Source organism: Arthrobacter sp. CAN_C5 (assembly GCF_017875735.1).
Classification (GTDB): domain Bacteria; phylum Actinomycetota; class Actinomycetes; order Actinomycetales; family Micrococcaceae; genus Arthrobacter_D.
Map to the genome: position 1 here is coordinate 2,818,424 of NZ_JAGGMZ010000001.1, position 26,313 is coordinate 2,844,736.

General features: G+C 65.5%; 26 protein-coding genes. 5 read left to right on the top strand and 21 right to left on the bottom strand.

What is annotated here, in order from left to right; genetic code table 11:
- Nucleotides 1–6 precede the first annotated feature (6 nt).
- Together nusA and rimP are read right to left on the bottom strand one after the other, a co-directional pair.
- Nucleotides 7–978, bottom strand: coding sequence for a transcription termination factor NusA (gene nusA, locus H4V95_RS13210; protein WP_196866318.1), 972 nt, complete (start codon nt 976–978; stop codon nt 7–9).
- Entirely contained in the window at nt 979–1,653 is a 675-nt protein-coding gene (rimP, locus tag H4V95_RS13215; RefSeq protein ID WP_209730847.1) for a ribosome maturation factor RimP, read from the bottom strand.
- A 105-nt stretch (nt 1,654–1,758) separates the two neighbouring features.
- On the opposite strand from rimP, the gene H4V95_RS18805 reads away from it, so the two are divergent.
- From H4V95_RS18805 to H4V95_RS13230, 3 genes are read left to right on the top strand one after another with little or no spacing between them, the layout of a single operon-like run.
- Complete coding sequence (locus H4V95_RS18805) at nt 1,759–2,889, top strand: DUF4439 domain-containing protein (protein WP_209730848.1); 1,131 nt, start codon at nt 1,759–1,761, stop codon at nt 2,887–2,889.
- Between the two features lie 20 nt (nt 2,890–2,909).
- Nucleotides 2,910–3,683 carry a VIT1/CCC1 transporter family protein gene (locus H4V95_RS13225; RefSeq protein ID WP_209730849.1) on the top strand — a complete coding sequence of 258 codons (774 nt, stop codon included), beginning with the start codon at nt 2,910–2,912 and terminating at the stop codon, nt 3,681–3,683.
- 40 nt (nt 3,684–3,723) lie between these two features.
- On the top strand, nt 3,724–4,728 hold the full coding sequence (locus tag H4V95_RS13230; RefSeq protein WP_196866322.1) for an aminoglycoside phosphotransferase family protein: 1,005 nt from the start codon (nt 3,724–3,726) through the stop codon (nt 4,726–4,728).
- Between the two features lie 89 nt (nt 4,729–4,817).
- Here the strand turns inward: H4V95_RS13230 and H4V95_RS13235 are convergent, their stop codons facing one another.
- The 18 genes from H4V95_RS13235 to H4V95_RS13320 all read right to left on the bottom strand — a co-directional run bounded on the left by H4V95_RS13235 (nt 4,818) and on the right by H4V95_RS13320 (nt 23,330).
- The gene (locus H4V95_RS13235; protein ID WP_196866323.1) at nt 4,818–5,624 is read right to left on the bottom strand and encodes a sulfite exporter TauE/SafE family protein; all 807 of its coding nucleotides are present in this window, start codon (nt 5,622–5,624) and stop codon (nt 4,818–4,820) included.
- 9 nt (nt 5,625–5,633) lie between these two features.
- Complete coding sequence (locus tag H4V95_RS13240) at nt 5,634–7,433, bottom strand: proline--tRNA ligase (RefSeq protein ID WP_209730850.1); 1,800 nt, start codon at nt 7,431–7,433, stop codon at nt 5,634–5,636.
- A gap of 108 nt (nt 7,434–7,541) precedes the next feature.
- The gene (locus tag H4V95_RS13245) at nt 7,542–8,336 is read right to left on the bottom strand and encodes a hypothetical protein (protein WP_209730851.1); all 795 of its coding nucleotides are present in this window, start codon (nt 8,334–8,336) and stop codon (nt 7,542–7,544) included.
- A gap of 60 nt (nt 8,337–8,396) precedes the next feature.
- Nucleotides 8,397–9,347, bottom strand: a complete 951-nt coding sequence (locus tag H4V95_RS13250; RefSeq protein ID WP_245345703.1) for a GNAT family N-acetyltransferase — start codon at nt 9,345–9,347, stop codon at nt 8,397–8,399.
- Nucleotides 9,301–10,467: a flavodoxin-dependent (E)-4-hydroxy-3-methylbut-2-enyl-diphosphate synthase gene (gene ispG / locus H4V95_RS13255; protein WP_171587380.1), complete on the bottom strand. Its 1,167-nt coding sequence runs from the start codon at nt 10,465–10,467 to the stop codon at nt 9,301–9,303. Before ispG ends, H4V95_RS13250 begins: the two co-directional genes overlap by 47 nt.
- Before the next feature lie 59 nt (nt 10,468–10,526).
- Nucleotides 10,527–10,817, bottom strand: coding sequence for a YciI family protein (locus H4V95_RS13260; protein ID WP_196866326.1), 291 nt, complete (start codon nt 10,815–10,817; stop codon nt 10,527–10,529).
- 19 nt (nt 10,818–10,836) lie between these two features.
- The gene (locus H4V95_RS13265; RefSeq protein ID WP_196866327.1) at nt 10,837–11,298 is read right to left on the bottom strand and encodes a hypothetical protein; all 462 of its coding nucleotides are present in this window, start codon (nt 11,296–11,298) and stop codon (nt 10,837–10,839) included.
- Between the two features lie 125 nt (nt 11,299–11,423).
- Nucleotides 11,424–12,032 carry a helix-turn-helix domain-containing protein gene (locus H4V95_RS13270; protein ID WP_196866328.1) on the bottom strand — a complete coding sequence of 203 codons (609 nt, stop codon included), beginning with the start codon at nt 12,030–12,032 and terminating at the stop codon, nt 11,424–11,426.
- A 92-nt stretch (nt 12,033–12,124) separates the two neighbouring features.
- On the bottom strand, nt 12,125–13,480 hold the full coding sequence (locus H4V95_RS13275; protein WP_196866329.1) for an RIP metalloprotease: 1,356 nt from the start codon (nt 13,478–13,480) through the stop codon (nt 12,125–12,127).
- A 15-nt stretch (nt 13,481–13,495) separates the two neighbouring features.
- Complete coding sequence (dxr, locus tag H4V95_RS13280) at nt 13,496–14,713, bottom strand: 1-deoxy-D-xylulose-5-phosphate reductoisomerase (RefSeq protein ID WP_196866330.1); 1,218 nt, start codon at nt 14,711–14,713, stop codon at nt 13,496–13,498.
- Between the two features lie 144 nt (nt 14,714–14,857).
- Nucleotides 14,858–15,529 (bottom strand): SDR family oxidoreductase, encoded by a 672-nt coding sequence (locus H4V95_RS13285; protein ID WP_196866331.1) that lies wholly within the window; start codon nt 15,527–15,529, stop codon nt 14,858–14,860.
- 66 nt (nt 15,530–15,595) lie between these two features.
- Nucleotides 15,596–16,414 (bottom strand): CoA ester lyase, encoded by an 819-nt coding sequence (locus H4V95_RS13290; RefSeq protein ID WP_196866332.1) that lies wholly within the window; start codon nt 16,412–16,414, stop codon nt 15,596–15,598.
- On the bottom strand, nt 16,411–16,935 hold the full coding sequence (locus tag H4V95_RS13295; protein WP_196866333.1) for a MaoC family dehydratase: 525 nt from the start codon (nt 16,933–16,935) through the stop codon (nt 16,411–16,413). The genes H4V95_RS13290 and H4V95_RS13295 overlap by 4 nt, the downstream gene beginning before the upstream one ends.
- Entirely contained in the window at nt 16,928–17,581 is a 654-nt protein-coding gene (locus tag H4V95_RS13300; RefSeq protein WP_196866334.1) for a CoA transferase subunit B, read from the bottom strand. The genes H4V95_RS13295 and H4V95_RS13300 overlap by 8 nt, the downstream gene beginning before the upstream one ends.
- A 3-nt stretch (nt 17,582–17,584) precedes the next feature.
- Nucleotides 17,585–18,391 carry a CoA transferase subunit A gene (locus tag H4V95_RS13305; protein ID WP_196866335.1) on the bottom strand — a complete coding sequence of 269 codons (807 nt, stop codon included), beginning with the start codon at nt 18,389–18,391 and terminating at the stop codon, nt 17,585–17,587.
- Nucleotides 18,392–18,425: 34 nt separating this feature from the next.
- Nucleotides 18,426–19,586, bottom strand: coding sequence for an acyl-CoA dehydrogenase family protein (locus H4V95_RS13310; RefSeq protein ID WP_196866336.1), 1,161 nt, complete (start codon nt 19,584–19,586; stop codon nt 18,426–18,428).
- Nucleotides 19,587–19,589: 3 nt separating this feature from the next.
- The gene (locus tag H4V95_RS13315; protein WP_196866337.1) at nt 19,590–21,719 is read right to left on the bottom strand and encodes an acetyl/propionyl/methylcrotonyl-CoA carboxylase subunit alpha; all 2,130 of its coding nucleotides are present in this window, start codon (nt 21,717–21,719) and stop codon (nt 19,590–19,592) included.
- Between the two features lie 6 nt (nt 21,720–21,725).
- The gene (locus H4V95_RS13320; protein WP_196866338.1) at nt 21,726–23,330 is read right to left on the bottom strand and encodes a carboxyl transferase domain-containing protein; all 1,605 of its coding nucleotides are present in this window, start codon (nt 23,328–23,330) and stop codon (nt 21,726–21,728) included.
- Between the two features lie 160 nt (nt 23,331–23,490).
- Between H4V95_RS13320 and H4V95_RS13325 the strand changes: the two genes are divergently transcribed.
- Complete coding sequence (locus H4V95_RS13325) at nt 23,491–24,099, top strand: TetR/AcrR family transcriptional regulator (RefSeq protein ID WP_196866339.1); 609 nt, start codon at nt 23,491–23,493, stop codon at nt 24,097–24,099.
- Nucleotides 24,100–24,149: 50 nt separating this feature from the next.
- Nucleotides 24,150–24,617: a GNAT family N-acetyltransferase gene (locus H4V95_RS13330; RefSeq protein WP_196866340.1), complete on the top strand. Its 468-nt coding sequence runs from the start codon at nt 24,150–24,152 to the stop codon at nt 24,615–24,617.
- 172 nt (nt 24,618–24,789) lie between these two features.
- On the opposite strand, the gene H4V95_RS13335 is transcribed toward H4V95_RS13330, so the two are convergent.
- Nucleotides 24,790–26,313: a dihydrolipoamide acetyltransferase family protein gene (locus H4V95_RS13335; protein ID WP_209730852.1), complete on the bottom strand. Its 1,524-nt coding sequence runs from the start codon at nt 26,311–26,313 to the stop codon at nt 24,790–24,792.

Below are 26,313 nucleotides of genomic sequence, written 5' to 3' on the forward strand. Positions count from 1 at the left end.
CGGTCTTCAGGCCTTGACGGCGTCGGACACAATGTCGATCCGCCACCCGGTCAGTTTCGCTGCCAGTCGAGCGTTCTGACCCTCTTTGCCGATAGCCAGCGACAGCTGGTAATCGGGTACCACCACCCGCGCTGACCGGGTGCTCTCGTCGGTGATGGTGACCGACGAGACGCGTGAGGGCGACAACGAACTGGCAATGAAGGTGGCTGGATCGTCGCTGTAGTCGACGATGTCGATCTTTTCGTCGTTGAGCTCGTTCATGACCGCCCGGACACGGGAACCCATCTCACCAATGCAGGCACCCTTGGCGTTCACGCCTGGAACCTTTGCTTTCACCGCGATCTTGGTGCGGTGCCCGGCCTCGCGGGCCAGCGCGACAATTTCGACCGTGTGGTCGGCGATCTCGGGTACTTCCAGTTCGAACAGTTTCCGGACCAATCCCGGATGCGACCGGGACAGGGTGATTGAGGGACCCTTCATGCCGCGGTGAACGTCGACGACGAAGGCACGCAACCGCGCGCCGTGCAGGTACTTCTCCCCCGGCACCTGCTCGGGTGGTGGAAGCAGCGCCTCCACCGATCCGAGGTTGACCTGGATCATGTGCGGGTTGGTGCCCTGCTGGATCATCCCTGCGACCAGCTCGCCCTCTTTCCCGCGGAACTCGCCCAGGATGTTGTCATCTTCCGCATCACGGAGGCGCTGGAGAATGATCTGCCGCGCGGTGCTCGCCGCAATCCTGCCGAAGCCCGTGGGGGTGTCATCAAACTCGCCGACCGGGGCGCCGTCGTCGTCGGTCTCGGTCGCCCAGATGGTGACGTGTCCGCTCTTGCGATCCAGTTCAGCGCGCGCGGTATCCTGCGATCCCGCGGTCTTGTGGTACGCGACCAGCAGTGCCTGCTCGATGGTGGGGATCAGGAGCTCCAACGGGATCTCCCGTTCTCGCTCCAGCAGCCTGAGCGCACTCATATCAATATCCATTTAGTTCTCCGAAGCTGTGGGTGTGATGGTGGTGGGGCGGGAATCGTCGAAGGTGCCCTCGTCCCCGCTGTCGTCAAGAGGCGATTCATCTGGGTGCGTGTCGTCCAGGTGCGCGAACTCAACCTGCACGGTGCCTTTGCGGATGCCCGCAAGAGGCAGGGTCAGGGGGTCGCCGGTCTTCGGCTTCATCCCCTTCTTCACCGGGATCTGGGGGGTTAGCCGGACGCTGTCCCCGCTGACTTCCAGAAGCCGCCCGGTAATGTCGTCCCCTTTGAGCTGGCGGACAGTGACCATGCGGCCCACGTTCCGGCGCCAGTGGCGGGGCTCTGTGAGCGGTCGGGACACACCCGGTGAGGAAACCTCAAGGCTGTAGGGCCGCCCGTGGTCATGCGTGTCTGCATCCATGGCCAGTGAGACGTCGTGTGCGACGTCGGATATCAGGTCGAGGTTGACGCTGCCGGTCTGATCTTCCGGCAGGTCAACAACCACGTTGACCATGCGTTCCGATCCAGCGGACTTGATCTCCACGGCCTCAAGGAAGAGCCCGTGCTGCTCGACGGTGGGCTGCAGCAGCGCTGTGAGCCTGGTCGATTCCACCTGGTTGTCCGCGTCACGCGCTTGTTGCTGCAGCGTACTTGCCGCAGGCGGACTGTCATTGCCCGGCCGAACCGCCATTGCTGCCTCCCACTCGATGATGTTGTAGCTCTAGCGTAGCGACTTTGAACCAAATACGGGGTACCAGCCGCCGAACGGGCGGGGATCGTGACATCATCAAGAGTTGTGAAGGACTCTTCTGGCCCCCGGCGTTCCGGCCTCGGCGTTGCCCGTGGTGTCGCCCGCGGCGTCGCACACCGGACTGTCCGCACCCTCGCCCTGGTCCTCGCCTTCGTCCTGGTGATCGCCCTCGGGCTAAACCTGGATGGTCCCCCCGACCCCGGCCCGCCTCAGCTGTCGCTCACAGAACAGGCCCAGGTGGATGCGGAAGTATCTGCAACCGACCTCGCTGCCGAAGCAACAATTCTTTCCGACGGTGCGGCCGCCGACAGTCCGGGCGTCGGCGACGCCTATGCTGCAACGGCCGATCTGCTGCAGGAGCAGGCCACGGCGCTCCGGCATCCTGTCCTTTCGCCGGTTTCCTCCCCCACCGTTTCCGCCGCCACATCATCCACAGAACCCGCCGGAGGGGAGGGTCGGGACTCCCCCGGGGCACCCGAAGCCAAGGACGGCTCCGCGCCGGCCGGCTCCGCCCCGGCCACAGCGATTTCGAAACCGGCACCCACGCCCACCAGTTTCGTGGCCGACCTGTTCTCCGCTGCACAACAGAACCGGGAGGCCTCGGTCGGCGCGGAACCGGGTATAGCGCGTCTGCTCGCGTCGGTGGCCGTCAGCCAGCGGCATCAGGCGCTGTCCTTAGCAGGACTGCAGGGCCTGGAGGTACCGGAATGGGAGCAGCTGCCAACGGCCCCTCCCGGCCAGCAGCCCGAGTGCACTGCCACGGACCCCGTCGACCCGCCTGCGGCAGAGCACCTCAGTGCAGCGGTGTCCGCCGAGCACCAGACCGCGTACGCCTACGAGGTTGCAGCGGCGCGCATCGCCGACGGCGCGCCGCTCACCGACCGTGCCGAGCAGCACGCCGTCGCCGCGCTAGCGGGCGAGGGTATCCTCCAGGGGCTGGCGTGCACACAACTGCCGACGCAAATCCCCGCGTACGCCCTCGACGCCGGCTTCTTTGACGACCCGACGGGCACCCTGAACCGGCTGAACACGGAGCTGGTGAGGATGTACGCGGATCTGGTCGGACTAACTGACGGACCCGCACGGCTGTGGGCGGTCGAACGGTTCAGCGACGTCGCCGAGCAGCGGCAGTTGACCACCAGCACCCTTGAAGCATTTCCCGGCATCATCGACTGAGCAGACGAAAGGTAGCCACCATGGAAGAGTCCGGCACGGGCAGGGCAGCAACAGAGGATACCGGTGGCCTGTCGGGGGTCCCAGCCACACTCCACGGAGACGAGCCCCACCGCAGCGACCTGGCCCACCGGCTGAACTGGCTGCGGGCCGGGGTCCTGGGTGCCAACGACGGGATCGTATCGGTGGCAGCGGTGGTGGTCGGTGTGGCAGGGGTGACCAATGCGCCCGGGCCGATCCTCACCGCGGGCCTGGCGGCACTGGTCGGTGGTGCCCTCTCCATGGCGCTCGGCGAATACGTGTCGGTGAGCAGCCAGAGCGACAGCCAGCGGGCGTTGATCGAAAAGGAGCGGCGGGAACTGAGCGAACAACCCGAGGAGGAGCTTGCCGAACTTGCTGCCATCTATGAGGGACGCGGGCTCACGCCCGCCACAGCACACACCGTCGCCGTGGAACTGACCAGCCACGACGCGCTGGCAGCCCACCTCGACGCCGAATTGGGTATCAAGGAGACCGACGTGGTGAGCGCCTGGAATGCCGCGTTCGCCTCCGCCGCGGCCTTCATCCTGGGCGCCATCCTGCCCCTCCTTGCCATCCTGCTGCCACCGCTGCAGTGGCGGGTTCCGACCACCTTCATTGCCGTCCTGGTAGCCCTGTCGATCACCGGTGCGGTGGGAGCAGCCATCGGTGGCGCGTCCAGGCTCCGCGCGTCCCTGCGAGTGGTCATTGGGGGTGCGTTGGCGCTCGCCGCGACCTACCTGATTGGGTCACTCCTGGGTGCGAGCAACCTCGTCTAGCTCCCCGCCGGGTCAGCGCTCTGAGCCTAGACTGGGGATCGTGGACGTATCAGCGATCGAGCTCCCCTCCGCCCTGGTTCGCGGCGCCCGCGAGCTGCCGTCCGGGCACGGCTGGCTGAACAGGTGGCGGGACCTGGCCCGGACCGCGCTCGCCGAGTGGGGGCTCAGCATCGACTTGCCGGGCGACACCCCGCCCTGGGTCGGTAGCGCGGCCCTGGTAGTGCCGGTCCGCTGCGCCGATGGCAGCGCCGCCGTCCTGAAGATCAGCATCCCCCACGACGAAGCACTCACCGAGCCCGATGCGTTAACCCTGTGGGGAGGCCGGGGCGCGGTGCGGCTGCTCGAGGCGTCCCGCGATGACTACGTGCTGCTGCTGGAGCGGCTGGACGGAGACCGGTCTCTCGCCGGGCTGCCACTGGACGAGACAGCCGCCATCTGGGGTGGATTGGTCCGGGAGCTGGCCCTGACACCGGACGGGAGTGAGCTGTGGCGGGACATTCCGTCGGTGGCCGCCCAGGCGGAGATGTGGACCGACACGATGCCTGCGGACTGGGATCTGCTGGGACGGCCCTTCGACCGGTGGCTCCTTGAATGCGCACTGGAGGTGTGCCAGGTACGGGGAGCCGTGGGGCGACGGTCCGAGCGGGATGTTCTCGTGCACTCGGACCTGCACTACCTCAACATCCTGCGCCGGATGGACTCTGATGCCACCGGATCCGCGGGCTACCTGGCCATCGATCCCAAGCCGCTGGTAGGCGACGCCGAGTTTGCGGTAGCCCCGATGCTGTGGAACCGGATTGGGGATCTGTTCCCGGGCGACCCGGAGGGCCATCTGCGGGAGCGGTGCTCGGATCTGGCATTCGCAGCAGGCCTCGACCCACTTCTGGCACGGGATTGGGCAGTGGTCCGGGAGGTCCAGAACGCCCTCTCCGCCGTGGAAGCTGGACACCGGGACAACGCCCAGCGTTCACTGTGGGTGGCCAGCACGCTGCTGCGCCGTACCCTCCCGGAACTGCCCGCTGCAGCGGATCTGGCCCGGCCCTGAAGCGGGGCTGGGGTCGCTGCCCCGGGCCGGCAGCGCCAGTATCACTGCAGCTCGGAATGACGTCAGCTTGGAATTACTGCAGCTTGAAATTACTGCAGCGCTGGCTGCACGTTTTCCACCCACACGTCGTACCCAAGCTTTGCGATCAGCGCGCTGACCACCACGAGGAAGACGATTCTGATGAATTTGCTGCCCTGGGTGATGGCCATCCGTGACCCCACATAGCCACCGACCATGTTGGCCAACCCCAGCACCAGGCCCAGGCCCCACAGCAGGGAGCCATTGGGGAGGAAGAACATCAGCGCACCAAAGTTGGTGGCAAGGTTCACGATCTTCGACTTGGCGCTGGCGTCGAGGAAGCTGTAACCGAGCAAGGTGACCATCGCGATGATCAGGAAAGAACCGGTCCCCGGGCCGATCAGCCCGTCGTAGAATCCGATCACCAGACCGATCGCTGCGGCCGTCCCATAGTGCCGGCCGCCGGTATGACGCAGTTTGGTCAGGGTTCCGACGGTGGGCCGGAACGCCGTGAACACCGCCACCGCGATGAGTGCGACAACAATGATGGGCTTGAACACTGACGACGGCAACGACGTCGCAATGATCGCACCACCAAACCCGCCGACCAGCGCTATCCCCGCCATCGGCAGAGCCGTCCTCAGATCGGGTTTGGCCCGCCGGTAGTAGGTGATGGCACTGGTGGTGGTGCCGAACAGCGAACCCATCTTGTTGGTGGCCAGCGCCTGGACCGGGGTGATCCCCGGGACCAGGAGCAGTGCTGGCAGCTGGAGCAGGCCGCCGCCGCCGACCACCGCGTCGACCCAGCCAGCAGCGAACCCGGCAACCACCACCAGGAGGATCGTCGCGAGCTGGATTTCCTCCAGCCCGGAGCTCACCCGGCCCTGCTAGGAGTTGACGAGGCGGCGAAGGTGTTCCACGACGTCCGCCACCGCAATGTTCTCTGCCTCACCACTGCGGCGGTCCTTGACCTCCACCACTCCGTCGGCCAGGCCGCGCCCGACCACGACGATGGTTGGCACGCCGATCAGCTCGGCATCACCGAACTTGACGCCCGGGGAGACCTTGGGCCGGTCGTCGTACATGACCTCGAGACCGGCAGCCGAAAGGTCCTCGGCAAGTTGGTTGGCCGCGGCGAAGATTTCCTCGCCCTTGCCCGTGGCGACCAGGTGGATGTCCGCCGGGGCAACGTTCCTCGGCCAGATGATGCCCTTGTCGTCGCGGTTCGATTCGGCCAGAGCAGCAATTGCCCGGGTGACACCTACGCCATAGGAGCCCATCGTGACGGTGGCAAGCTTCCCGTTCTGGTCGAGGACCTTCAGGTTCAGTGCCTCGGCATACTTCCGGCCCAGCTGGAAGATGTGGCCCATCTCGATGCCGCGGGCCGCCTTGAGCGGGCCCGAACCGTCGGGGGCCTCGTCGCCGTCGCGCACCTCCACAGCCTCGATGGTCCCGTCCCAGGTGAAGTCGCGGGAGGCGACCAGGCCGAAGACGTGTTTGCCCCTGACGTTGGCGCCGGTGATCCAGGACGTTCCCGCCACGATGCGGGGGTCCACCAGGTAGGTGATCCCCGTTGACCCGTCGGCGCCGAGCACCGGGGCGTCCAGGCTCACTCCGGGGCCGATGTACCCCTTGACCAGGCCCGGATGCTTCCTCAGGTCCTCGTCGGTGGCAGGCTCCACCATCACTTCGCCGCCCACCTCGAGGTGCGGTGCAAGGTTCGCTTCGATGCGCTTCACATCGACCGTCCGGTCACCCGGCAGGCCGATGATGACCAGCCGGCGCTCACCGGTGGGCAGGATGGCGGCCAGCACCACGTTCTTCAGGGTGTCAGCAGCAGTCCAGGGGCCGCCGTCACGGGCCAGGGCCTCGTTCGCGTGGTTCACCAGGGTATCGATGGTCGAGGTATCAGGGGTGTCCTTGATTTCTGCGGCTGCGGCTCCGGAGAAATCGACCTCGTCCGGGACGACAGTGGTGACCGCCTCGACGTTTGCGGTGTAGCCGCCCTCGGAAGCGACGAAGGTGTCCTCGCCAATTTCCGAGGGGTGCAGGAATTCTTCGCTCTTGGACCCACCCATGGCGCCGGCGGTCGCCGCGACGGGCACGATGGTGAGGCCGAGCCGTTCGAAGATGCGCAGATAGGCGGCACGGTGCAGCTGGTAGCTGCGCTCCAGCCCGGCGTCGTCGATGTCGAAGGAGTAGGAATCCTTCATGATGAATTCACGGCCGCGCAGCAAGCCGGCACGGGGCCTGGCCTCGTCCCGGTACTTGGACTGGATCTGGAACAGGCTCAGCGGTAGGTCCTTGTACGAGTTGTACAGGTCCTTGACCAGGAGGGTGAACATCTCCTCATGGGTTGGTGCCAGCAGGTAGTCGGCTCCCTTGCGGTCCTGGAGCCTGAAGATGCCGTCGCCGTACTCGGTCCACCGGTTCGTCGCCTCGTAGGGCTCCTTGGGCAGCAGTGCGGGGAAGTGCACCTCCTGCGCGCCGATGCCTGCCATCTCCTCACGGATAATGGTCTCCACCTTGCCAAGCACCCTCAGCCCCAGCGGCAACCAGCTGTAGATGCCGGGGGCTGCCCTCCGGATGTAGCCGGCCCGCACGAGGAGCCGGTGGCTGGCGACCTCTGCGTCGGAGGGGTCCTCGCGCAGGGTGCGCAGGAAGAGGGTGGAGAGTCGAAGGACCACGCGTTAAAATCCGTTTCTTCAGCACTGACTGCCGGGGGCAGCTTTACAATCAGATACCAATCTAACTGTTTCGGGAGGCACCTGATGACACGGGCGCCCGACGGTGCCTTACTGCAGGCTCCGCAGCGCGGCGACCGTCGCGTCGACGAGCTCCTCACCCCGGGTCAGATCCTCCGCGTTGTCACCGGAGCTGCCGACTGTGACGTTGATCGTGGTGGTGCCGATCAGTGCGGTCAGGGAGACGGTCTCCTGAATGGTCCCGGGGATCCGAACCACGGTCCGGACGGCGAAGGTCCTGTCGGCGTTGGTAGTCACCCGTTGCTCGGTGACGGCCGCCGTGACCACTTCACCGGCGATGTCCATCTCGAACTCGGAGCACTCCGCGAGCTGGCTGCGGTTGGCCGCAAGCTGGTCCTGGATGACGTCGTCGGACCCGTGGCTGGTGAGGCTGAGCGAGTCGGGCTGCAGGGAGGAGGCCCCGGCGAAGGTCATGACGGCGAGCGAGGCACTGAGGGCAGGCCCGACGACGTCGGTGTCGGCGAAGACGTTGCATTCCTCGGGGGTCACCGTCAGGTCGCTGGGCGCCTCGGTTCCGGCCCGGTCCACCAGGTCGCGAATGTCCGAGTCAGGAAGAATCACCCCGGCGAGTGACTGCTCCTCATCCACCGCCGTCAGCGCAGCAACCAGTTCCTCGGGGGTGTATTCGGTGTTCGGCTGGGCAATCGTCGTGGGATCGGTCCCGGCCGGTTCCGTACTGGTGGGATCGACAGTTGGTTCGGCGGCCTCAGTGGGTTCGGCTCCGTCGGTCGGTTCGGCTGACAGCGTGGCGGGAGCGGGGAGTTCGTCAATGTCCGGGCCAGCGCTGCAGCCCCCGACGGCGATGAGCGCAGCACACGAGAGCACGGTGAGCGGGCGTCGCCTCCGGTCTTTCACGACAGCGTCACTTTCACAACAGCGCCGCCTTCACAGCAGCACCGTGGCGAAGGTGCCCACTTCTTCGAAGCCCACCGTCCGGTAGGCGGAGAGAGCGCGCGTGTTGAACGAGTTGACGTACAGACTCACCACTGGCGCGCGCTGCTGTGCGGCAATGACGACGGCGGCGAGGTAGCGGGCGCTGAGCCCCTGTCCACGGTAGGCCGGGTTCATCCAGACCCCCTGGATCTGGACGGTGGTGCTCGAGACGGTGCCGAGCTCGGCCTTGAAGATCACCTGGCCGTCGTCGTCGAAATCGGCGAGGGACGCCTGCCGGCGAACCAGGGAGGCGACGCGGCGACGGTAATGATCGCCGCCGCCGGTGAAGGGCGAGTACCCGACTTCCTCTTCGAACATGGCGGCACAGGCAGGAACGATCACATCCAGCTCATCCTCGCGGGTGAACCGGAGTCCCGGCGCCGGGTCTACCTTGGGCGTTCCGGTGATGGCCAGCAGCGGCTGCTGGGGCCGCACATCGAACGGCTCCGGGCTGTGCAGCCGCAGGGTCGACCAGATGGCCAGGACCGCGTCGGCTGGCCCGAAGATGGAGGAAAACTTTCGGCCGGAGGCGCCCAGGTGGGTGCCGAGCGCCGCGCCATCGTCCGGGGACACCCCGATCGGCACCAAGTTGACGCCGGCCCAGCAAGCCGAGACGAGTTCCCCTGCCCTGAACATTCCGATCACTTCGCCGCCCGCGTAGGACGGAGACAAGCCACGGGAGGCTTCCAGGTGGGATGCGATGAAGACATTCGACGTCGGGTCCCGGTCAACCAGGCGGCCGAGCGCCTCGTTGTGTTCCTTGTCGAGCGTCAGGAAGCCGTCATCCACTGCGGTACCCGTAGCGGCAGCCCCGGCAGCGTCTGGTCCGGTCGCGTCGGGTTGCTCTGCGTGCGACCTAACTGACGGTAACCATGGGGCCACCCTGGCCAGCAGTCTCGCCATCAGCTTCCCCCATCTCCTCAGCTATTCTCATGGCCTCTTCAATGAGTGTCTCAACAATCTGGTCCTCGGGAACAGTCTTGATGACCTGTCCCTTGACGAAAATCTGGCCTTTTCCGTTTCCGGACGCAACACCGAGGTCGGCTTCACGTGCTTCGCCGGGACCGTTGACGACACAGCCCATCACCGCGACGCGCAAGGGAATTTCCATCCCTTCCAGGCCGGCAGTGACCTGCTCGGCGAGGGTGTAGACATCCACCTGGGCGCGGCCGCAGGAAGGGCAGGACACAATTTCCAGCTTGCGGGGTCGCAGGTTCAGCGACTGCAGGATCTGATTGCCCACCTTGATTTCCTCAACCGGCGGTGCCGACAGGGAGACGCGGATGGTGTCGCCGATGCCTTTGGCCAGGAGGGCTCCGAAGGCTGTCGCCGACTTGATGGTGCCCTGGAAGGCCGGCCCGGCCTCGGTGACGCCCAGGTGAAGGGGCCAGTCGCCGCGCTCGGCCAGCAGCTCGTAGGCACGCACCATGATCACCGGGTCGTTGTGCTTGACCGAGATCTTGAAGTCGTGGAAGTCGTGTTCCTCGAAGAGTGAGGCTTCCCAGACCGCCGATTCGACGAGCGCTTCGGGGGTGGCTTTGCCGTACTTTTCCATCAGCCGCGGGTCGAGCGACCCGGCGTTGACGCCGATCCGGATCGAGGTGCCGGCAGCCTTGGCCGCTGCGGCGATCTCCTTGATCTGATCGTCGAACTTCCTGATGTTGCCGGGGTTGACCCGGACTGCTGCGCACCCGGCATCGATCGCCGCGAACACATACTTCGGCTGGAAGTGGATATCGGCGATGACCGGAATCTGGGACTTCCTGGCGATGATCGGCAGCGCCGCGGCGTCGTCGGCAGACGGGCAGGCGACCCGGACAATGTCGCAACCGGTGGCCGTCAGTTCTGCGATCTGCTGGAGCGTCGCGTTGATGTCGGTGGTGGGGGTGGTGGTCATGGACTGGATGCTGATAGGCGAATCCGATCCAACGCCCACGGAGCCGACCTTGATCTGCCGGGTTTTGCGGCGCGGAGCAAGGACGGGCGGCGGTGCGGCTGGCATTCCTAAACTGACCGAGGTCAAAGGATCCTCCATGTGTAGTTCATCGGTACATCAAGTATTTACAGGTTGCGAGGTTGGGCTCAGGCGTACTGCGACAGCAGGCCGATGCCGGGTTTCCACTCGGTGGCCTTGACTGCTGCGATGGCGCCAACCAGCGCGAACGGATCCTGGCTTACCAGATCGTTGAGCGACTGCTCGTTCTCAGCGGTGAAGATCAGGAGTGCGCCGGCTCCGTCGGCGAATGCGCCGGACGCGAGCACGCGACCTTCCCCTACCAGACCGGTCAGCCATTCGCGGTGAGCTGGCCGGTGCTCGTCGCGTAGGTCGGAGGTATCAGGGCCATACACGTATTCCACTGCGAAAACACTCATAGAACCACCTTATACGTGATTACAGCAGGTACCTCGCCGCGAGGACGGCGACGGCCGCAGCCCACAGCAGTGATGCGAGGGTGCCGATGATGAACCGCTCAGCGACCGCGGGCGTTTCCTTCAGTTCGGAGTAGCGGCCCAGGCCCTTGATCGCCACGACGTAGGCAATGGCCACGGGCTCGTTGGCAAGGATGGCTGCGGCGACGCCGAGCCGCTCCAGGATCCCGATCACCAGGCCACCCCGCAGGACACCCGGCCGGGGCATCGCAGGGTTTGCCGGGGTGCCGGGCTGGTGTGCGGGCTGGGCCGGGACCACAATCGTGAGGGTCTTGCCGGGTGTCCCGTAGTCGACAGTCCGCTGCTGCCCTGTGGATTCACCGTGCTCGTCGACCGATCGTGCGACCTTCAACACACCGATCGTGACAGGCCACCCCACTCCGGCTGCCACGAGCAGCGTCAGTATCACCCACAGCGCTTCCATCTCTCGTCCTCCGTCGCGGCTTTCGCATCACAGGCCGGCTGGGGATCCCCTACTGAGGCATCCCGACTGCAGCCTTCACTCCGGGACTCTACCGTCTGGGTACGACACCGGACGGGTACGACGCTTCACCCTGGGGTAGCTGCCTCCCCCGCATCCGCGCGGGCCAGCAGGACGGCGGCAGCCGGCCGGGCGGCCCACTCCTCGACCCACGCCGAACGGGCAACCGCCTTGCTGACGGCCTGGGTGGTGATGCCCAGCCGGCGTGCCGCTGCGGTTTGGCTCCCCCACTTGTTGGGTTCCAACTGGTCCAGGATCCGCCATTCAGCAGCGGTTCGCTTCATCACGTGCAGCCCAATCAGCATCAGTACGCCTTCGGCGTCGGCGGCCCCGAGTCCACCCTCCACGGCGACGGCGGCCCGGTCCCCCGCCTTCTTGGCGCGCTCGACGGCGGCGCGGGCGGCAACAAAGGCTGCACCCCGGCCTTCCCGGGCAGTCGCTGGCAGCGGTAGGTCGACGTCGCCCACCCCAATGCCCACGTACCAGCCGCCCGCCCGCAGGCACAGCAGGGCGGCGTCCACCACTGCCTCGGGCGATTCGAGCACTCCCTGCGCCTCATCCCCCACCGACCGGTCGAAGGGAACGATCACCGGCACCTGCCGCAGCAACTGGAGCAACCTGGGAACGCCGTCGTCGGCGTGCGAACTGCCTTTCTGGTCAATCGTCAGCACGAACATATGACAACCATATTGGGTTGTAAATTAAATATCAACCTATTTGGTACTCAAATTGATTTACAACCGGTCTTCAGGTGGGTCGGGAAGACTGGCTAGCCGAAGAGGTCGACCGGCTTCACGATGTCGGCGTAAATCAGCAACGCGCCCATTCCCATCAGCAACACGGCCACCACATAGGTGAGCGGGAGGAGTTTCGCCATGTCGAAGGGGCCGGGGTCGGGGCGCCTGAACAGCCGCGCGAAGGTCCGGCGGAGTCCCTCCCAGAGCGCACCGGCGATGTGTCCGCCGTCGAGGGGCAGCAAGGGGATGAGGTTGAACACAAACAGGGCAATATTGACGCCGCCCACCAGCCCGACCAGGGTTGCCACGCGGGACTCGATCGGGATCTCGTCCATGGCGGAGACCTCGCCGGCGATCCGGCCGACGCCGACCACGCTGATGGGTCCCTCCGGATCGCGCGGAGCATCCGAGAATGCGGCCTGCCCCACCTCGACGACCCGCTGCGGGAGGTTGATCACCACCCCGGTCACCGCGACGACATTCTCGCCGACCGCCGGCAACACTTCGCTGGCGGGGCCGGGGACCAGTTCCTGCTGTGAGCCGACGCCGATGAATCCCACGGCTTCCAGCACCGGATTGCCGTCGGCGTCGAGCTTGGGGCGGCCGTCAATGTCGGGCACCGGACGTTCGGTCAGCAGTGGCGTGATCGTGGTGTTGATGGTTTCGCCGTCGCGCACGTAGGTGACGTCCGTTTCGGCGCCAGCCGTATCCCGGATCCAGGCGGAGAGCTCGGTCCAGTCGGTGACTTCCTGGCCGTCATAGCTCACCACGCGGTCGCCTGGCTGCAGGCCCGCCTCGAACGCGGGGGCCGCGGGATCGTCAGCCGTGCACGAGGTCTGGCCGGTTGACGCCTGCTGGCTGGCGGGGACCACACACTCGTACACCTCGGAGACCGTGGTGGTCGCCTGGGGCGATCCGAAGCCCATGATGAGGACGGCGAACATGATGACGCCGATCAGCAGGTTCATCACCGGCCCACCGAGCATGATGACGATCCGCTTCCAGATGGGCAACTTGTAGAAGACCCGGTTCTCATCACCTGGACGGAGCTGCTCGGCGGCGGCCTGCCGGGCGTCGTTGGTGAGCTGCTGGAACATCCCGGTGCTGGACGGCCGGACCGCGGTGCCGGAGTCGACGTCGTCGTTCTTGGCGGGTGGAAACATCCCCACCATCGCCACATATCCCCCCAGGGGGATGGCCTTGAACCCGTATTCGGTGTCGCCGCGACGGCGGGAGAAGAGGGTGGGTCCGAATCCGATCATGTACTGGGTGACGCGGACCCTGAAAAGCTTGGCGGGGACAAGATGCCCCACTTCGTGCAGAGCAATGGACGCCGCAATGCCTACTGCAACGAAAAGTACTCCCAGAACGAAGAGCAGAATGGACAACGTGGTTCCTTTGGCTTAGCTGTACTGATCCTGCACACCACAACGAATCCGGGCGAGTGTGCGTGCCCGTTTCTCGGCGTCGAGCACGCTGCTGAGAGTGAGTGGCCCGCCACTGTCATGCTCGGCGGTGATGGCCTCCACCGTATCCACAATGTCAGTGAAACCTATGGCTCCGCTGTGAAAAGCCTCGACGGCCTCCTCGTTGGCGGCGTTGAAGACTGCCATCGCCGTTCCCCCGCGCGCCGCAGCCGCCTTGGCCAGCCGCACGGCCGGGAAGGCTTCCTCGTCGAGGGGTTCGAAGGTCCAGGAGGCGGCGGTGGTCCAGTCACACGGGGTTGCCGCACCCGGGATGCGGTGCGGCCACCCGATGCCGAGGGCAATGGGCAGGCGCATATCGGGCGGTGAGGCCTGGGCGATGGTTGACCCGTCGGTGAACTGCACCATCGAGTGGATGATCGACTGTGGGTGCACGACGACGTCAATCTGTTCCAGCGGGATGCCGAACAGCAGATGGGCCTCAATGACCTCCAGCGCCTTATTGACCATGGTGGCGGAATTGGTGGTGACCATCCTGCCCATGTCCCAGGTTGGGTGGGCAAGGGCCTGCTGCGGGGTGACGCTCTGCAGGTCCTTCCGCGCCTTGCCCCGGAAGGGTCCGCCGGATGCGGTGAGAATCAGCCGGTCGACCTCTGCTGCACTGCCGGAGCGAAGGCACTGGGCAATGGCCGAGTGCTCCGAGTCGACGGGAACAATCTGGCCTTCAGCGGCGACGTCGTGGACCAGTTGGCCGCCCACGATGAGGGATTCCTTATTGGCCAGGGCCAACAGGTGTCCGGCCTTGAGCGCCGCGAGAGTTGGCGCGAGCCCGATGGAACCGGTGATCCCATTGAGGACGACGTCGGCGTCGGGCCAGGCGGCGAGATGGGCTGAGGCGTCGGGCCCGGTGAACAGTTGCGGCGAATAGTTTTTTGCTGCCGGAACTGCGGCGGCAGCCTTGCGGATGGCGTCGCTGAGTCCGGCGTCGGTGCCGGAGGCCGAGGCGACAGCCTGGGCGTTGACCGCGACAGCCTGCTCTGCCAACAGCGTCAGGTTGCCTCCGCCGGCCGAGATGGCGGTGACGATGAAGCGCTCGGGTGCCTGCCGGATCACGTCGATGGCCTGGGTGCCGATGGAGCCGGTGGAGCCGAGAATGACCACCCGGCGTCGTCCAGTGGCTGGGGCGATAAATTCCATGGTTCAAGTATCGCGCACGGGGCCGGACGCAAAAACGGCCCTCAGGCTCAGGCCCGCCGGTTGCGATGGCAGTTCCTGAGCCCAAGGGCCGTTTCTGTTGAGCGGACCGCTGGTGAGCGGGGTTGCTGGTGAGCGGGTCGCTGGTTAGCGGCTGATGGAGGCGAGCGCGTCGGCGATGGTTTCCTCGCCGGAGATCAGCTCCAGCACCTGTCGGTCCCCGAGCTTGCTGTCGAGCAACGCCGCGATGACCGTAGCCACGTCCTTGCGTGGCACCGACCCCTGGCCGGTCTTCGAAGTAAGCCGCACCCTGCCGGTCGCGGCGTCGTCGGTCAGTCCACCCGGGCGGATAACCGTCCAGCTGAAGGACGACCTTGCCGCCAGGTCTTCCTCTGCGGCGAGCTTGGCCTGAAGGTAGGCGTAGAAGATGTCGTCGAGTCCGTCAGGGCGCTGGCCGTCCCGAACCGAGTCGGCTCCCATCGAGGAAACCTGGACGAACCGCTTGACGCCGGCAATCTCTGCGGCGTCTGCCAGCAGCACTGAGGCTCCGCGATCGACCGAGTCTTTCCGTTCCGCACTGCTGTCTGGGCCTGCGCCGGCTGCGAAAACGACAGCGTCGGCTCCAGTCAGCACCTGGGCGAGCTCGTCGGGCGTACTCGACTCGAGGTCGACCACTACCGGGGTGCCGCCGTCGTTCTCAATGTCTGTGTTCTGCTCCGGGTTGCGGACCAGTCCGACAACCTCGTGACCCTGTTGAACAAGCTGGCGGGTAAGTTCGCGGGCAATTTTTCCGTGGGCTCCTGCTATCACTGTTCTCATATAGGGGTAACGGTGAACGGACCTTCACAAATTCCCGGAACTGATCTTCAGCCGAGGCTGGCAGGATTATCCGGGCAGTTCCCCAGCCCGTGCCAGGGTCTGCTCGGCATGACGAAGGATCGGCCCATCGATCATCCGACCCTGAAACTGAAAGACGCCGCCGCTCTGGGCTGCCTCGGTAAGGATTGCCCGGGCATAGTCGACTTCCTCAGCCGACGGCCGATACGCCTGACGGATCACCGGCGCCTGACTCGGATGAATGCAGGCCTTCGACCCAAATCCCGAAGCCACTGCATCCTGGGACTCGGCCGCCAACCCGTCCAGATCGGCAATGTTGATATACACCGAGTCCATCGCCGCCTTGCCCGCGGCAGCCGCGGCCAACAACACCTGGGATCGGGCCTGCAGCGCCACGTGCCGATAGGAGCCGTCAGCTGTCCGGCTGGACGACCCGCCCAACGACGCGACCAGATCCTCGGCACCCCACATCAACGCCACCACATTCGGTTCGGCCGCGATCGCCTGCGCGTTCAGCACCCCTACCGCTGTCTCGCACAGGGCGACAACCGAAAACGCACTCAATCCCCAGAGATCGGCAGCCGATTCAGCCTTGGCCAGCATCACGGTGCGATACGGCGTGTGCTTGAGCATCTCGACGTCGGGCGCGTAGTCGCCTGACGACGCAGGGTTGATCCGCACGATAGTGCGCGAAGGGTCAAGCGTGCTCACCGCCACCGCTTCCCGCGCCGCGGCCTTGCCGTCCGGAGCTACCGCATCCTCGAGGTCAAGGATCACTGCGTCCGCACGGTCAGCCGCCTTCGCGAACCGCTCCGGCCGGTCGGCGGGACAGAACAGCAGCGACGGCCCCATGGTAAAGGTCTTCATGAGCTCAGGTGCCCTTCCCTGGTCCACATCAGAACGCTTCTGGTGACCAGTGCGACGACGGTGCCGTCCTGATTCCGGCCGGTGTGTTCCATCGTGACGATGCCCTGGCCGGGCCGCGACGCCGAAAGCCGCTTCTCGGTCACCACCGTGTCCGTGTACAGGGTGTCCCCGTGGAACAGCGGGTGCGGGAACCGCACATCGGTCATCCCCAGTTGCGCCACGATGGTCCCCTGGGTCAGCTGCGGGACCGACTGCCCGACGACGGTCGCCAGTGTCAGCATCGAGTTCATCAGCCGCTGCCCAAAGGGTTGCGTCGAACTCCACGCCGCGTCGAGATGGAGGGCCTGCGTGTTCATGGTCATCGTCGTAAACAGGACGTTATCGGTCTCTGTCAGGGTGCGTCCTGGCCGATGCGAATACACCACCTCGGTGTCGAGTTCCTCAAAATAGAGCCCACGCTGCTCCACCACGGCACGCTCGGGCGCTTCCCTCTGGATGTTCGCCGCGTCAGTCTCAGCCATGCAGGTCAACCTCCAGAGGCGCTCCCGTTGCCGCGAGGACCTCATCGACGGTCACCCCTGGCGCGGTCTCCCGCAACACCAGGGTGCCACCGTTACGGTCGGCGTCGACGTCGATCACCGCAAGATCGGTGATGATCCGGTTGACGCACCCCTTGCCGGTCAAGGGAAGTGAACAGCTGCTGACAATCTTTGGCTTGCCGCTGCGGTCAACGTGTTCCATCATCACGATGACACGCTTCGCACCGAAGACCAGGTCCATGGCGCCACCCATACCCTTGACCATCTTGCCGGGAATCATCCAGTTGGCGAGATCCCCGTTCGCAGCGACCTCCATTGCCCCGAGGACCGCCACGTCAACGTGGCCGCCGCGGATCATGCCGAAAGACGCCGCTGAATCGAAGTAGGCGGCCCCGGCGTTCGCGGTCACCGTTTCCTTGCCCGCGTTGATCAGGTCCGGATCCAGCTGCTCCTCGGTGGGATAGGGCCCGACGCCGAGAATCCCGTTCTCGGAGTGGAGCACCACCTCGACACCGTCGGGGATGTAGTTCGGAATCAACGTCGGCATACCGATGCCCAGGTTGACGTACTGACCGTTCTCCAGCTCAAGGGCGACGCGGGCAGCGAGTTCGTTTCGTGTCAGTGCCATGTCTCAGACCGCCTTTGCAGAAGTGGAGTCGGCAGGGTTGGATTCGGTAGGTGCCTCGGAAGCGAGTGATACGGTGCGCTTCTCGATCCGCTTTTCCGGGTTCGCGGCCAGCACCACGCGTTGGACAAAGATCCCAGGGATGTGAACCTGCGCGGGGTCGAGTTCGCCTGGTTCCACCAGTTCCTCCACCTCGGCGATGGTGATCTTCCCGGCCTGGGCGCACAACGGGTTGAAGTTCATCGCGGTGGCGTGGAACACCAGGTTGCCGTGCCGGTCACCCTTCCAGGCATGAACAAGCGCGTAATCGGGGTTGACCGACTCCTCCAGCACATAGTCCTGGCCGCCGAAGGTGCGTACTTCCTTCGGCGCTGAAGCCTTCGTAACGTTCCCGGCGTCGTCGTAATTCTGCGGCAACCCACCCTCGCTCACCTGCGTGCCGACCCCGGCGGGAGTGTAGAACGCGGGGATCCCGGCGCCCCCCGCGCGCAACCGCTCGGCAAGGGTGCCCTGCGGGGTCAGTTCCACCTCCAGCTCACCGGAGAGGTACTGGCGGGCAAACTCCTTGTTCTCGCCCACGTAGGAGCTGATGGTGCGACGGATCCGCCCATCGAAGAGGAGAACGCCGAGCCCCCAGTTGTCCACCCCGCAGTTGTTGCTGATGGTTTCCAGATCGGTGGTGCCCTGCTCGTGCAGGGCACTGATCAGGGCAACCGGGATTCCGCAGAGGCCAAACCCGCCGACGGCAAGTGACGCACCATCGGGGATATCGGCTACCGCTTCGGCAGCCGTCGCAACAACTTTGTCGATCACTGTAACTCCTTAGGTACTGGCGTGTGGCGTGGGGCTAGAGACCGAGTTCCCGGGCGATCAGCATCAGCTGAACCTCGGTTGTCCCCTCGCCCACTTCGAGAATCTTCGAATCGCGGTAGTGGCGTGACACGGTGAACTCGTTGATGAATCCGTAGCCGCCGAAGATCTGGGTGGCGTCGCGGGCGTTGTCCATGGCAGCTTCACCAGCCACCAGCTTAGCGATGGATGCCTGCGTCTTGAACGGCTTGCCGGCCAGCATGCGTGACGCGGCGTCGTAGTAGGCCAACCGGGCGGTGTGCGCCCTGGCCTGCATCCGGGCGATCTTGAACTGGATCGACTGGAACGACCCGATATTGGTGCCGAACGCCTGACGCTCCTTGGCGTACTTGATCGATTCCTCGACACAGCCCTGCGCGGCACCGGTGGCGAGCGCGGCGATGGCAATGCGGCCCTCATCGAGGATCTGGAGGAAGTTCGCGTAGCCGCGGCCACGCATGCCCAGCAGGTTCGCCTCCGGAACGTGCACGTCGGTCAGGGTGAGCGGGTGGGTGTCGGAGGCGTTCCAGCCCACCTTGTTGTATGCCTTCTCTGCCGTGAAACCTGGTGTGTCGGACGGGACGAGGATGGTGGAGATTTCCTTCTTCACCGAACCGTCCTCGCGCGTGACGGTGTCGGTGACAGCCGTGACGGTGACCAGCCGGGTGATGTCGGTGCCGGAGTTGGTGATGAACTCCTTGGTGCCGTTGATGACCCATTCGCCGTTCACGAGCTTCGCGGTCGTTTTGGTGCCCGAGGCGTCCGAACCAGCCTCGGACTCGGTCAGACCGAAGCCACCGAGGGCCTTGCCACTGGCCAGCATGGGCAGCCATTCACGTTTCTGCTCCTCGGTGCCGAACCGGTAAACCGGCATCGCGCCGAGGGAGACCCCTGCCTCGAGGGTGATGGCCACGGACTGATCCACCCGGGCCAGCTGTTCCAGGGCGAGGCACAGGGCGAAGTAGTCGCCTCCCATCCCGCCGAATTCCTCGGGGAAGGGCAGCCCGAACAGGCCCATGTCGGCCATCTGGTCGACGACGGCGTACGGGAAGCTGTGCTCTTCGTCGTGCTTGGCGGACACCGGCGCGACAACTTCGTCCGCGAATTCGCGGACAGTGTCCACCAGGTCCTGGTAGTCCTCGCTGAGTTCAAAATTCATGGCTTACAGTTCTTCTTTCATTTTCGGTGAGTCCGCAGGGTCGGGCAGGGTTTCCGTCACGTGGATTCGGGCGACGATCTGGTTGGCTTTGACGAGGTCGCCGGGTTTGAGGTGGATCGAGACGGTACCGGCAACCGATGCGGTGAGCTGGTGCTCCATCTTCATGGCCTCGACGCTGAGCAGGGTCTGGCCGGCGTCGACCGTGTCGCCGTCGGCAACCGCCACCGACGTGACCGTTCCGGGCATCGTCGAGCGCACCTCGGGGTCTGCAGTGCCTTCGGCGCGGGCGATCCGCGACAGCTGGGCTTCGAGACGCTCGGTCCTGCTGAGGCTCCGTACCGACGTGGACCAGCCGGCGTCGGCGTACCAGATCCTGCCTGCCCCACGTTCGATCGCCGCGTTGCGACGGATTCCGTCAACTGTCACTGTCCCCTGCACGGGGTCGTAGGTCACGAAGCGAGTGTTGCCGTCCCCGATCCTGACCTCGAACCCGCTCCGGGCCGGCGTCACCAGAACCTCGCGGACGTCGTCGGGCGAGACAGCAAGGTTCAGACGTCGGGGCCGGTGGGCTCCAATCCGCCAGCCGTCGCGGCGGGCCCAGGGCGACGCGACGACGCCGTCGCGCACGCCGTACGGTCCGCCGTCGCTTTCGCTGGCACTCCCGCCAGCATCGACCGCAGCGAGAATCGAGAGTTCCTCGTCACTGATGCGGCGGAAGGCCAGTCCCGGCAGCTTCCGCTCGATCATGGTGGTGTCGAGGCGTCCGGCGCGGACGTCGTCGTCGTTGATCAGCAGCTTGAGGTACTCGATATTGGTGTTGACACCGAGCACCACCGTGTCGGCGAGCGCACGGTCCAAACGGTCCAGAGCCTCGGTGCGGTTGCGTCCCCACGCGATGACCTTGGAGAGCATTGGGTCGTAGCTCGCGGAAACTTCGAGCCCGGTGAGCAGCGAGCTATCCACCCGGATGCCCTCGCCCCGGGGTTCGGACAGCCCGGCCACTGTCCCGGTGGAGGGCAGGAAGTCAGCCTCGGGATCCTCGGCGTAAACCCGGGCCTCGACGGCGTGGCCGGTCAGCACCACGTCCTCCTGGGTGAGGGTGAGCTTGTCGCCGGCTGCAATACGGACCTGCCACTGGACCAGATCGATACCGGTGATCATCTCCGTGACCGGGTGCTCGACCTGGAGGCGGGTATTCATTTCCATGAAAAAGAATTCGTCCGGCGCGTCGGCCGATACCAGGAACTCAACGGTTCCCGCCCCGCTGTAGTCGACGCTGCGCGCGGCGTTGCAGGCAGCCTCACCGATGCGGATCCGGGTGGCATCGTCCAGGAGTGGTGAGGGAGCCTCCTCAATGACTTTCTGGTGCCGGCGCTGCAGGGAGCATTCCCGCTCCCCCAGGTGAATGACGTTGCCGTGGTTGTCAGCGAGTACCTGCACCTCGATGTGCCGCGGGGTGAGGATCAGGCGCTCAAGGAACAGGGTGTCATCCCCGAACGCCGAGGCAGCGACCCGCCTGGCGGTCGGCAGGGTGGCTGCCAGGTCTTCCTGACGCTCGACGACGTGCATTCCCTTGCCGCCGCCGCCCGCCGAGGGTTTGATCAGCAGCGGGAAACCAACGTCGGCGGCCGCGTCGAGCAGCTGCTGGTCGGTCAGGCCCGGCTGGGCGATGCCGGGCACCACCGGCACTCCATGGTCCATCACGTGGTTTTTGGACCGGATCTTGTCACCCATCACGTTCAGGGCGTGCACCGAGGGGCCAATGAAGGCAAGGCCAGCATCACTGAGCGCCTGGGCGAACCCCTGGTTCTCGCTGAGGAACCCATACCCGGGATGAACGGCCTGCGCGCCCGTCCGGCGGCAGGCCTCAAGGATCGCGTCGATGGAGAGGTAGCTCTGCGCCGGGGCGGCCGGGCCGATCCGGACCGCTTCGTCGGCCTCACGCACGTGGAGGGCACCGGCGTCGGCGTCGCTGTAGACCGCCACTGACCTGATGCCGAGTGCCCTGAGGGACCTGATGACCCGGCAGGCGATCTCGCCACGGTTGGCAACGAGCACTGTCGTGAACAGGGCTGTTTCGGGCACAGCCGTCCCGGGCAGGGTGGTATCAGTGGTTGGTTCAATCGGTAGCATCTGCGCTCACATCCGGAAGAGGCCGAAGGAGGTGTCCCGGACCGGGGCGTTGGCACAGACGTCCAACGCGAGGCCGAGCACCGTGCGGGTATCCGCGGGGTCAATAATGCCGTCGTCCCAGAGCCGGGCGGTCGAGTAGTAGGGACTGCCCTGCTCCTCGTACTGGTCGCGGATGGGGGCCTTGAAGGCCTCTTCGTCGTCGGCGCTCCACTCCTCGCCCCGCCCTTCCAGCTGGTCACGCTTGACGGTGGCCAGCACCGAGGAGGCCTGGTTGCCGCCCATCACCGAGATCCGGCTGGAGGGCCACATCCACAGGAAACGCGGGGAGTAGGCACGGCCACACATCGAGTAGTTGCCTGCGCCGAAGGACCCGCCGACGACGACCGTCAGTTTGGGGACCCGGCAGGTGGCGACGGCGGTCACCATCTTGGCGCCGTTCTTCGCGATGCCACCGGCTTCGTAGTCGCGGCCGACCATGAAGCCCGAGAGGTTCTGCAGGAAGATCAGGGGGATGCCACGTTGGTCGCACAGCTCGATGAAGTGAGCGCCCTTGAGGGCGGATTCACTGAACAGCACTCCGTTATTGGCGACAATCCCCACCTGGTGGCCGTGTAGGGTAGCGAAGCCGGTCACCAGGGTGGCGCCGTACTCCTTCTTGAATTCATGGAACCCGCTGCCGTCCACGAGCCGGGCGATGACCTCGCGGGCATCGTAGGAGGCGTTGACATCTGTCGGGACGGCTCCGTAGACCTCGTCTGGATCGACTGCAGGTTCGATTGACCGCGTGATGTCCCAGGCAGGCTGGTTCCGGGGCAGCGTGGAGATGATGTCCCGGACAATCTCGAGCGCGTGGGCATCATTTTCGGCGAGGTGGTCGGTGACGCCCGAGATTTTCGAGTGGACGTCTCCCCCGCCCAGCTCCTCGGCGGTGACAATTTCTCCGATTGCCGCTTTCACCAGCGGCGGTCCTCCGAGGAAGATGGTGCCCTGGTTACGGACGATGACCGTCTCGTCGCTCATCGCTGGAACGTAGGCGCCGCCCGCGGTGCAGGAGCCCATGACGGCGGCGATCTGCGGAATCTTCCGGGCGGACATGGTGGCCTGGTTGAAGAAGATACGGCCGAAGTGTTCCCGGTCCGGAAACACCTCGTCCTGTTTCGGCAGGAACGCTCCGCCGGAGTCCACCAGGTAGACGCATGGCAGGTTGTTTTCCAGCGCGATTTCCTGGGCACGGAGGTGCTTCTTGACGGTGAGCGGGTAGTAGGTGCCGCCCTTGACCGTTGCATCGTTCGAGATCACGAGGACATGGCGGCCGTGGACCAGACCAACGCCGGCGATGACCCCGGCGCCCGGGCATTCGTCGTCGTACAGACCGTTGGCAGCCAGTGGCGCGATCTCCAGAAAGGGACTGCCGTCGTCGAGCAACTGGTCGATGCGCTCGCGCGGGAGGAGCTTGCCGCGGGCCACGTGCCGTTCACGGGAACGGGCTGGGCCTCCGAGAGCCGCCTCCGCAAGCCGGTCGCGTAATTCGTCCACCAGACCCCGTTGCGCACTGTCGTTCTCGCGAAAGCCGGGGCTGGTGGGATCTACCTGGGAAGTCAGCGTCTGCATCGAGGTCTTTCCCTGACCGGTTGCTCATCGGCGAGCTAACCGTCGGTTGGAAGGCTTTTCAGTTAGTGTGTACTAACTGAGTTTAGGTTAGTAGCTAATAACCGACTTGTCCACCAAAATAAGATCACCGGTCTCCGCGGCCGGACGAGATGGGGCACCCATGGAAGCTTCGGCTCCAGGCCGGATCACCGGGCGCAGCCGGGCGAAAGCGTCCCGACGCGCTGCGCTGCTCGACGCCGCGGCCGAGCTCTTCGCCGAACGGGGCTACAACGGGGTGTCGATCGAGGACCTGGGTGCCGCGGCCGGTGTCAGCGGCCCCGCGGTGTATCGCCACTTCAGCGGCAAACCGGCAGTTCTTGCCGCCCTCCTGGCAGGGGTCAGCGAAGACTTGCTCCAGGGAAGCAACGCGGTCGTCGCGGAGGCAGCCGATCCGGCGTCAGCACTCCGGGGACTCATCCGGTTTCAGGTTGACTTCGCGCTGCGCAACGCCAACGTCATCCGGGTGCAGGACCGCGACCTGAACAGCCTCTCCCCCGAGGACGAGCACACGGTGCGGTTCCTGCAGCGTCAATATGTGGAAGTGTGGGTGGATGTCATGGCCCAGCTCCTGCCGGACGCCGACCCCGGCCACCTTCGACGAAAGGCTCACGCCGCCTTCGGGCTGATCAACTCCACCCCGCACACCACGAACCGCCGGAAGACCGACAACGATATCGCCGATCTGCGGTCGCTGCTGGAGAAGATGGCCTGGTCGGCGCTTAATGCCTAGCCGATTGCCTAGTAACCTGTTTCTACCCGACACCTAACCGAAAGTTCGATGTGACTTCACTACGCGCCGTTGAACCCTCCGACCTGGACGAGTTTTTCACCCATCAGCTCGATCCCAGCGCCAACCACATGGCTGCGTTCACGGCCAAGAACCCCGCAGACCGTGGGGTGTTCAATCACCACTGGCAGAACATCCTGAACGACCCCCAGATCACCGTGCGCACCATCCTCAACGACGGCGTTGTTGTGGGAAGCATCCTTGCGTACCGCAACGACGAGACCCCCGAGATCAGCTACTGGATCGACAAGGCCCGCTGGGGTCAGGGCATTACGACGGCAGCCGTGGGGCTATTCCTCGAGGAGTTCACTGACCGGCCTATCCGGGCACGCGCCGTGGTGGACAACGTCAACTCCATCAGGATCCTCGAACGCTACGGCTTCGAGCACATCGGTGAGGTCCAGGGATTCGCCAATGCCCGCGGCGCCGTCGTCAAGGAACTGGTTCTCGAACTCCGCTAGCGGTAGACGCCGGTGAGCAACCTGGACCATCCGCAGCAACCTCGACCTCGGTGAGGGAAAGGCCGGCCACGATTGCCCAGGTTGACCCGCCCGGTCCACCTTGCTCACCGGATCAGGCGTACCCCTGCGAATTCTCGACCCGGCGGCGCCCCTGAGGGCCCCGCCCGGTCCACTAGATCATCGTCAGGACCATCCCGGGATCGGACAGGATCGTGCCGATGTCGGCGAGGAAGCGTGACCCCTGCTCGCCATCCACCAGGCGATGGTCGAACGACAGGCTGAGCGTCATCACCGAGCGCAACGCAATGTCGCCCTGATATTCCCACGGCGTCCGTCGCACGGCACCCATCGCGAGGATGGCCGCCTCCCCCGGGTTGAGGATCGGTGTTCCGGCGTCGATCCCGAACACTCCCACATTGGTGATGGAGATGGTGCCACCCGAGAGGTCCGACGGACTGGTTTTCCCGGCGCGGGCCGTCTCGGTCAGCGTGGTCAGGGCCCGGGCGAGCTCCAGCAGGGACATCCGGTCGGCGTCCTTGAGGTTGGGCACCATCAGCCCGCGCGGGGTGGCTGCGGCAATCCCCAGGTTCACATAGTGATGCTGCACGATCTCGGCGCCCGCCTCGTCCCAGCGGGTATTGACCGTGGGGTTGCGGTCCACGGCAATGCACAACGCCTTGGCCACGAGGGTCAGCGGGGTGATCTTCACGTCGGCGAAAGCCCTGCTGGCCTTCAAACGTGCCACCAGGTCCATGGTGGGGGTGACGTCGATGGTCAGGAACTCGGTGACGTGCGGTGCGGTGAACGCGCTGGCGACCATCGCAGCCGCGGTGTGCTTGCGCATTCCCTTGATCGGGGTCCTGGTTTCACGGTGCCCAAGGGTCGCGGGCGGCTGGGGCGCTGCCTCGGATCCGACGATGCCGGAGGTCGCTCCCTGGTCGCTGTCCGCCGCCGAGAGCACATCCTCGCGGGTGATCAGGCCGTTCGGCCCGGTCCCGGTGACCGATGCCAACTCAACCCCAAGATCACGCGCAAGTTTCCGCACCGGCGGCGTGGAGCGGGGCCGCTCCGGGGCTGCTGTGCCTGCCGACTCCGGCGCGACAGCTGACGCCGGCTCCGGCGCAACAGGTGCTGCTGGCGCTGATGCCGGCTCCGGTGCTGGCTTCGGTGCTGGCATTGGTGCTGGCATTGGTTGCTCTGGGGCCGCCGGCTCCACTGCCGTCGGCTCCACTGGTGCCGACGCCGCGGATGCCGACGCCGCGGATGCCGGTGAAGCACCGGCAGACCCGCCACGGGGGCGCCGGGAAGGCCGTCCACCCTTTTCGACCGCGGCACCATAACCCACGAGGTTGGGCTCGCGTTTGGCAGGGGCACCGTCGTCGCCACCGCCCGCACCATCGGAATCCGCTGCGGCGGGGCCACCAACACCTGCTCCCCCACTATCGGAGCCACCGACCGACTGAACATCGAACGAGATGATCGGGGCACCGACTTCCACTACGGTGCCTGGCTGCTCATGCAACCGCGCCACCACCCCTGCGTAGGGTGATGGTAGTTCCACCACCGCCTTGGCGGTCTCCACGTCGGCAATGATCTGGTTCAGCTCGACGATGTCGCCCTCGGCGACATGCCAGCTCACAATTTCCGACTCGGTCAGTCCCTCGCCCAGGTCGGGGAGCCTGAATTCCTTAATCAC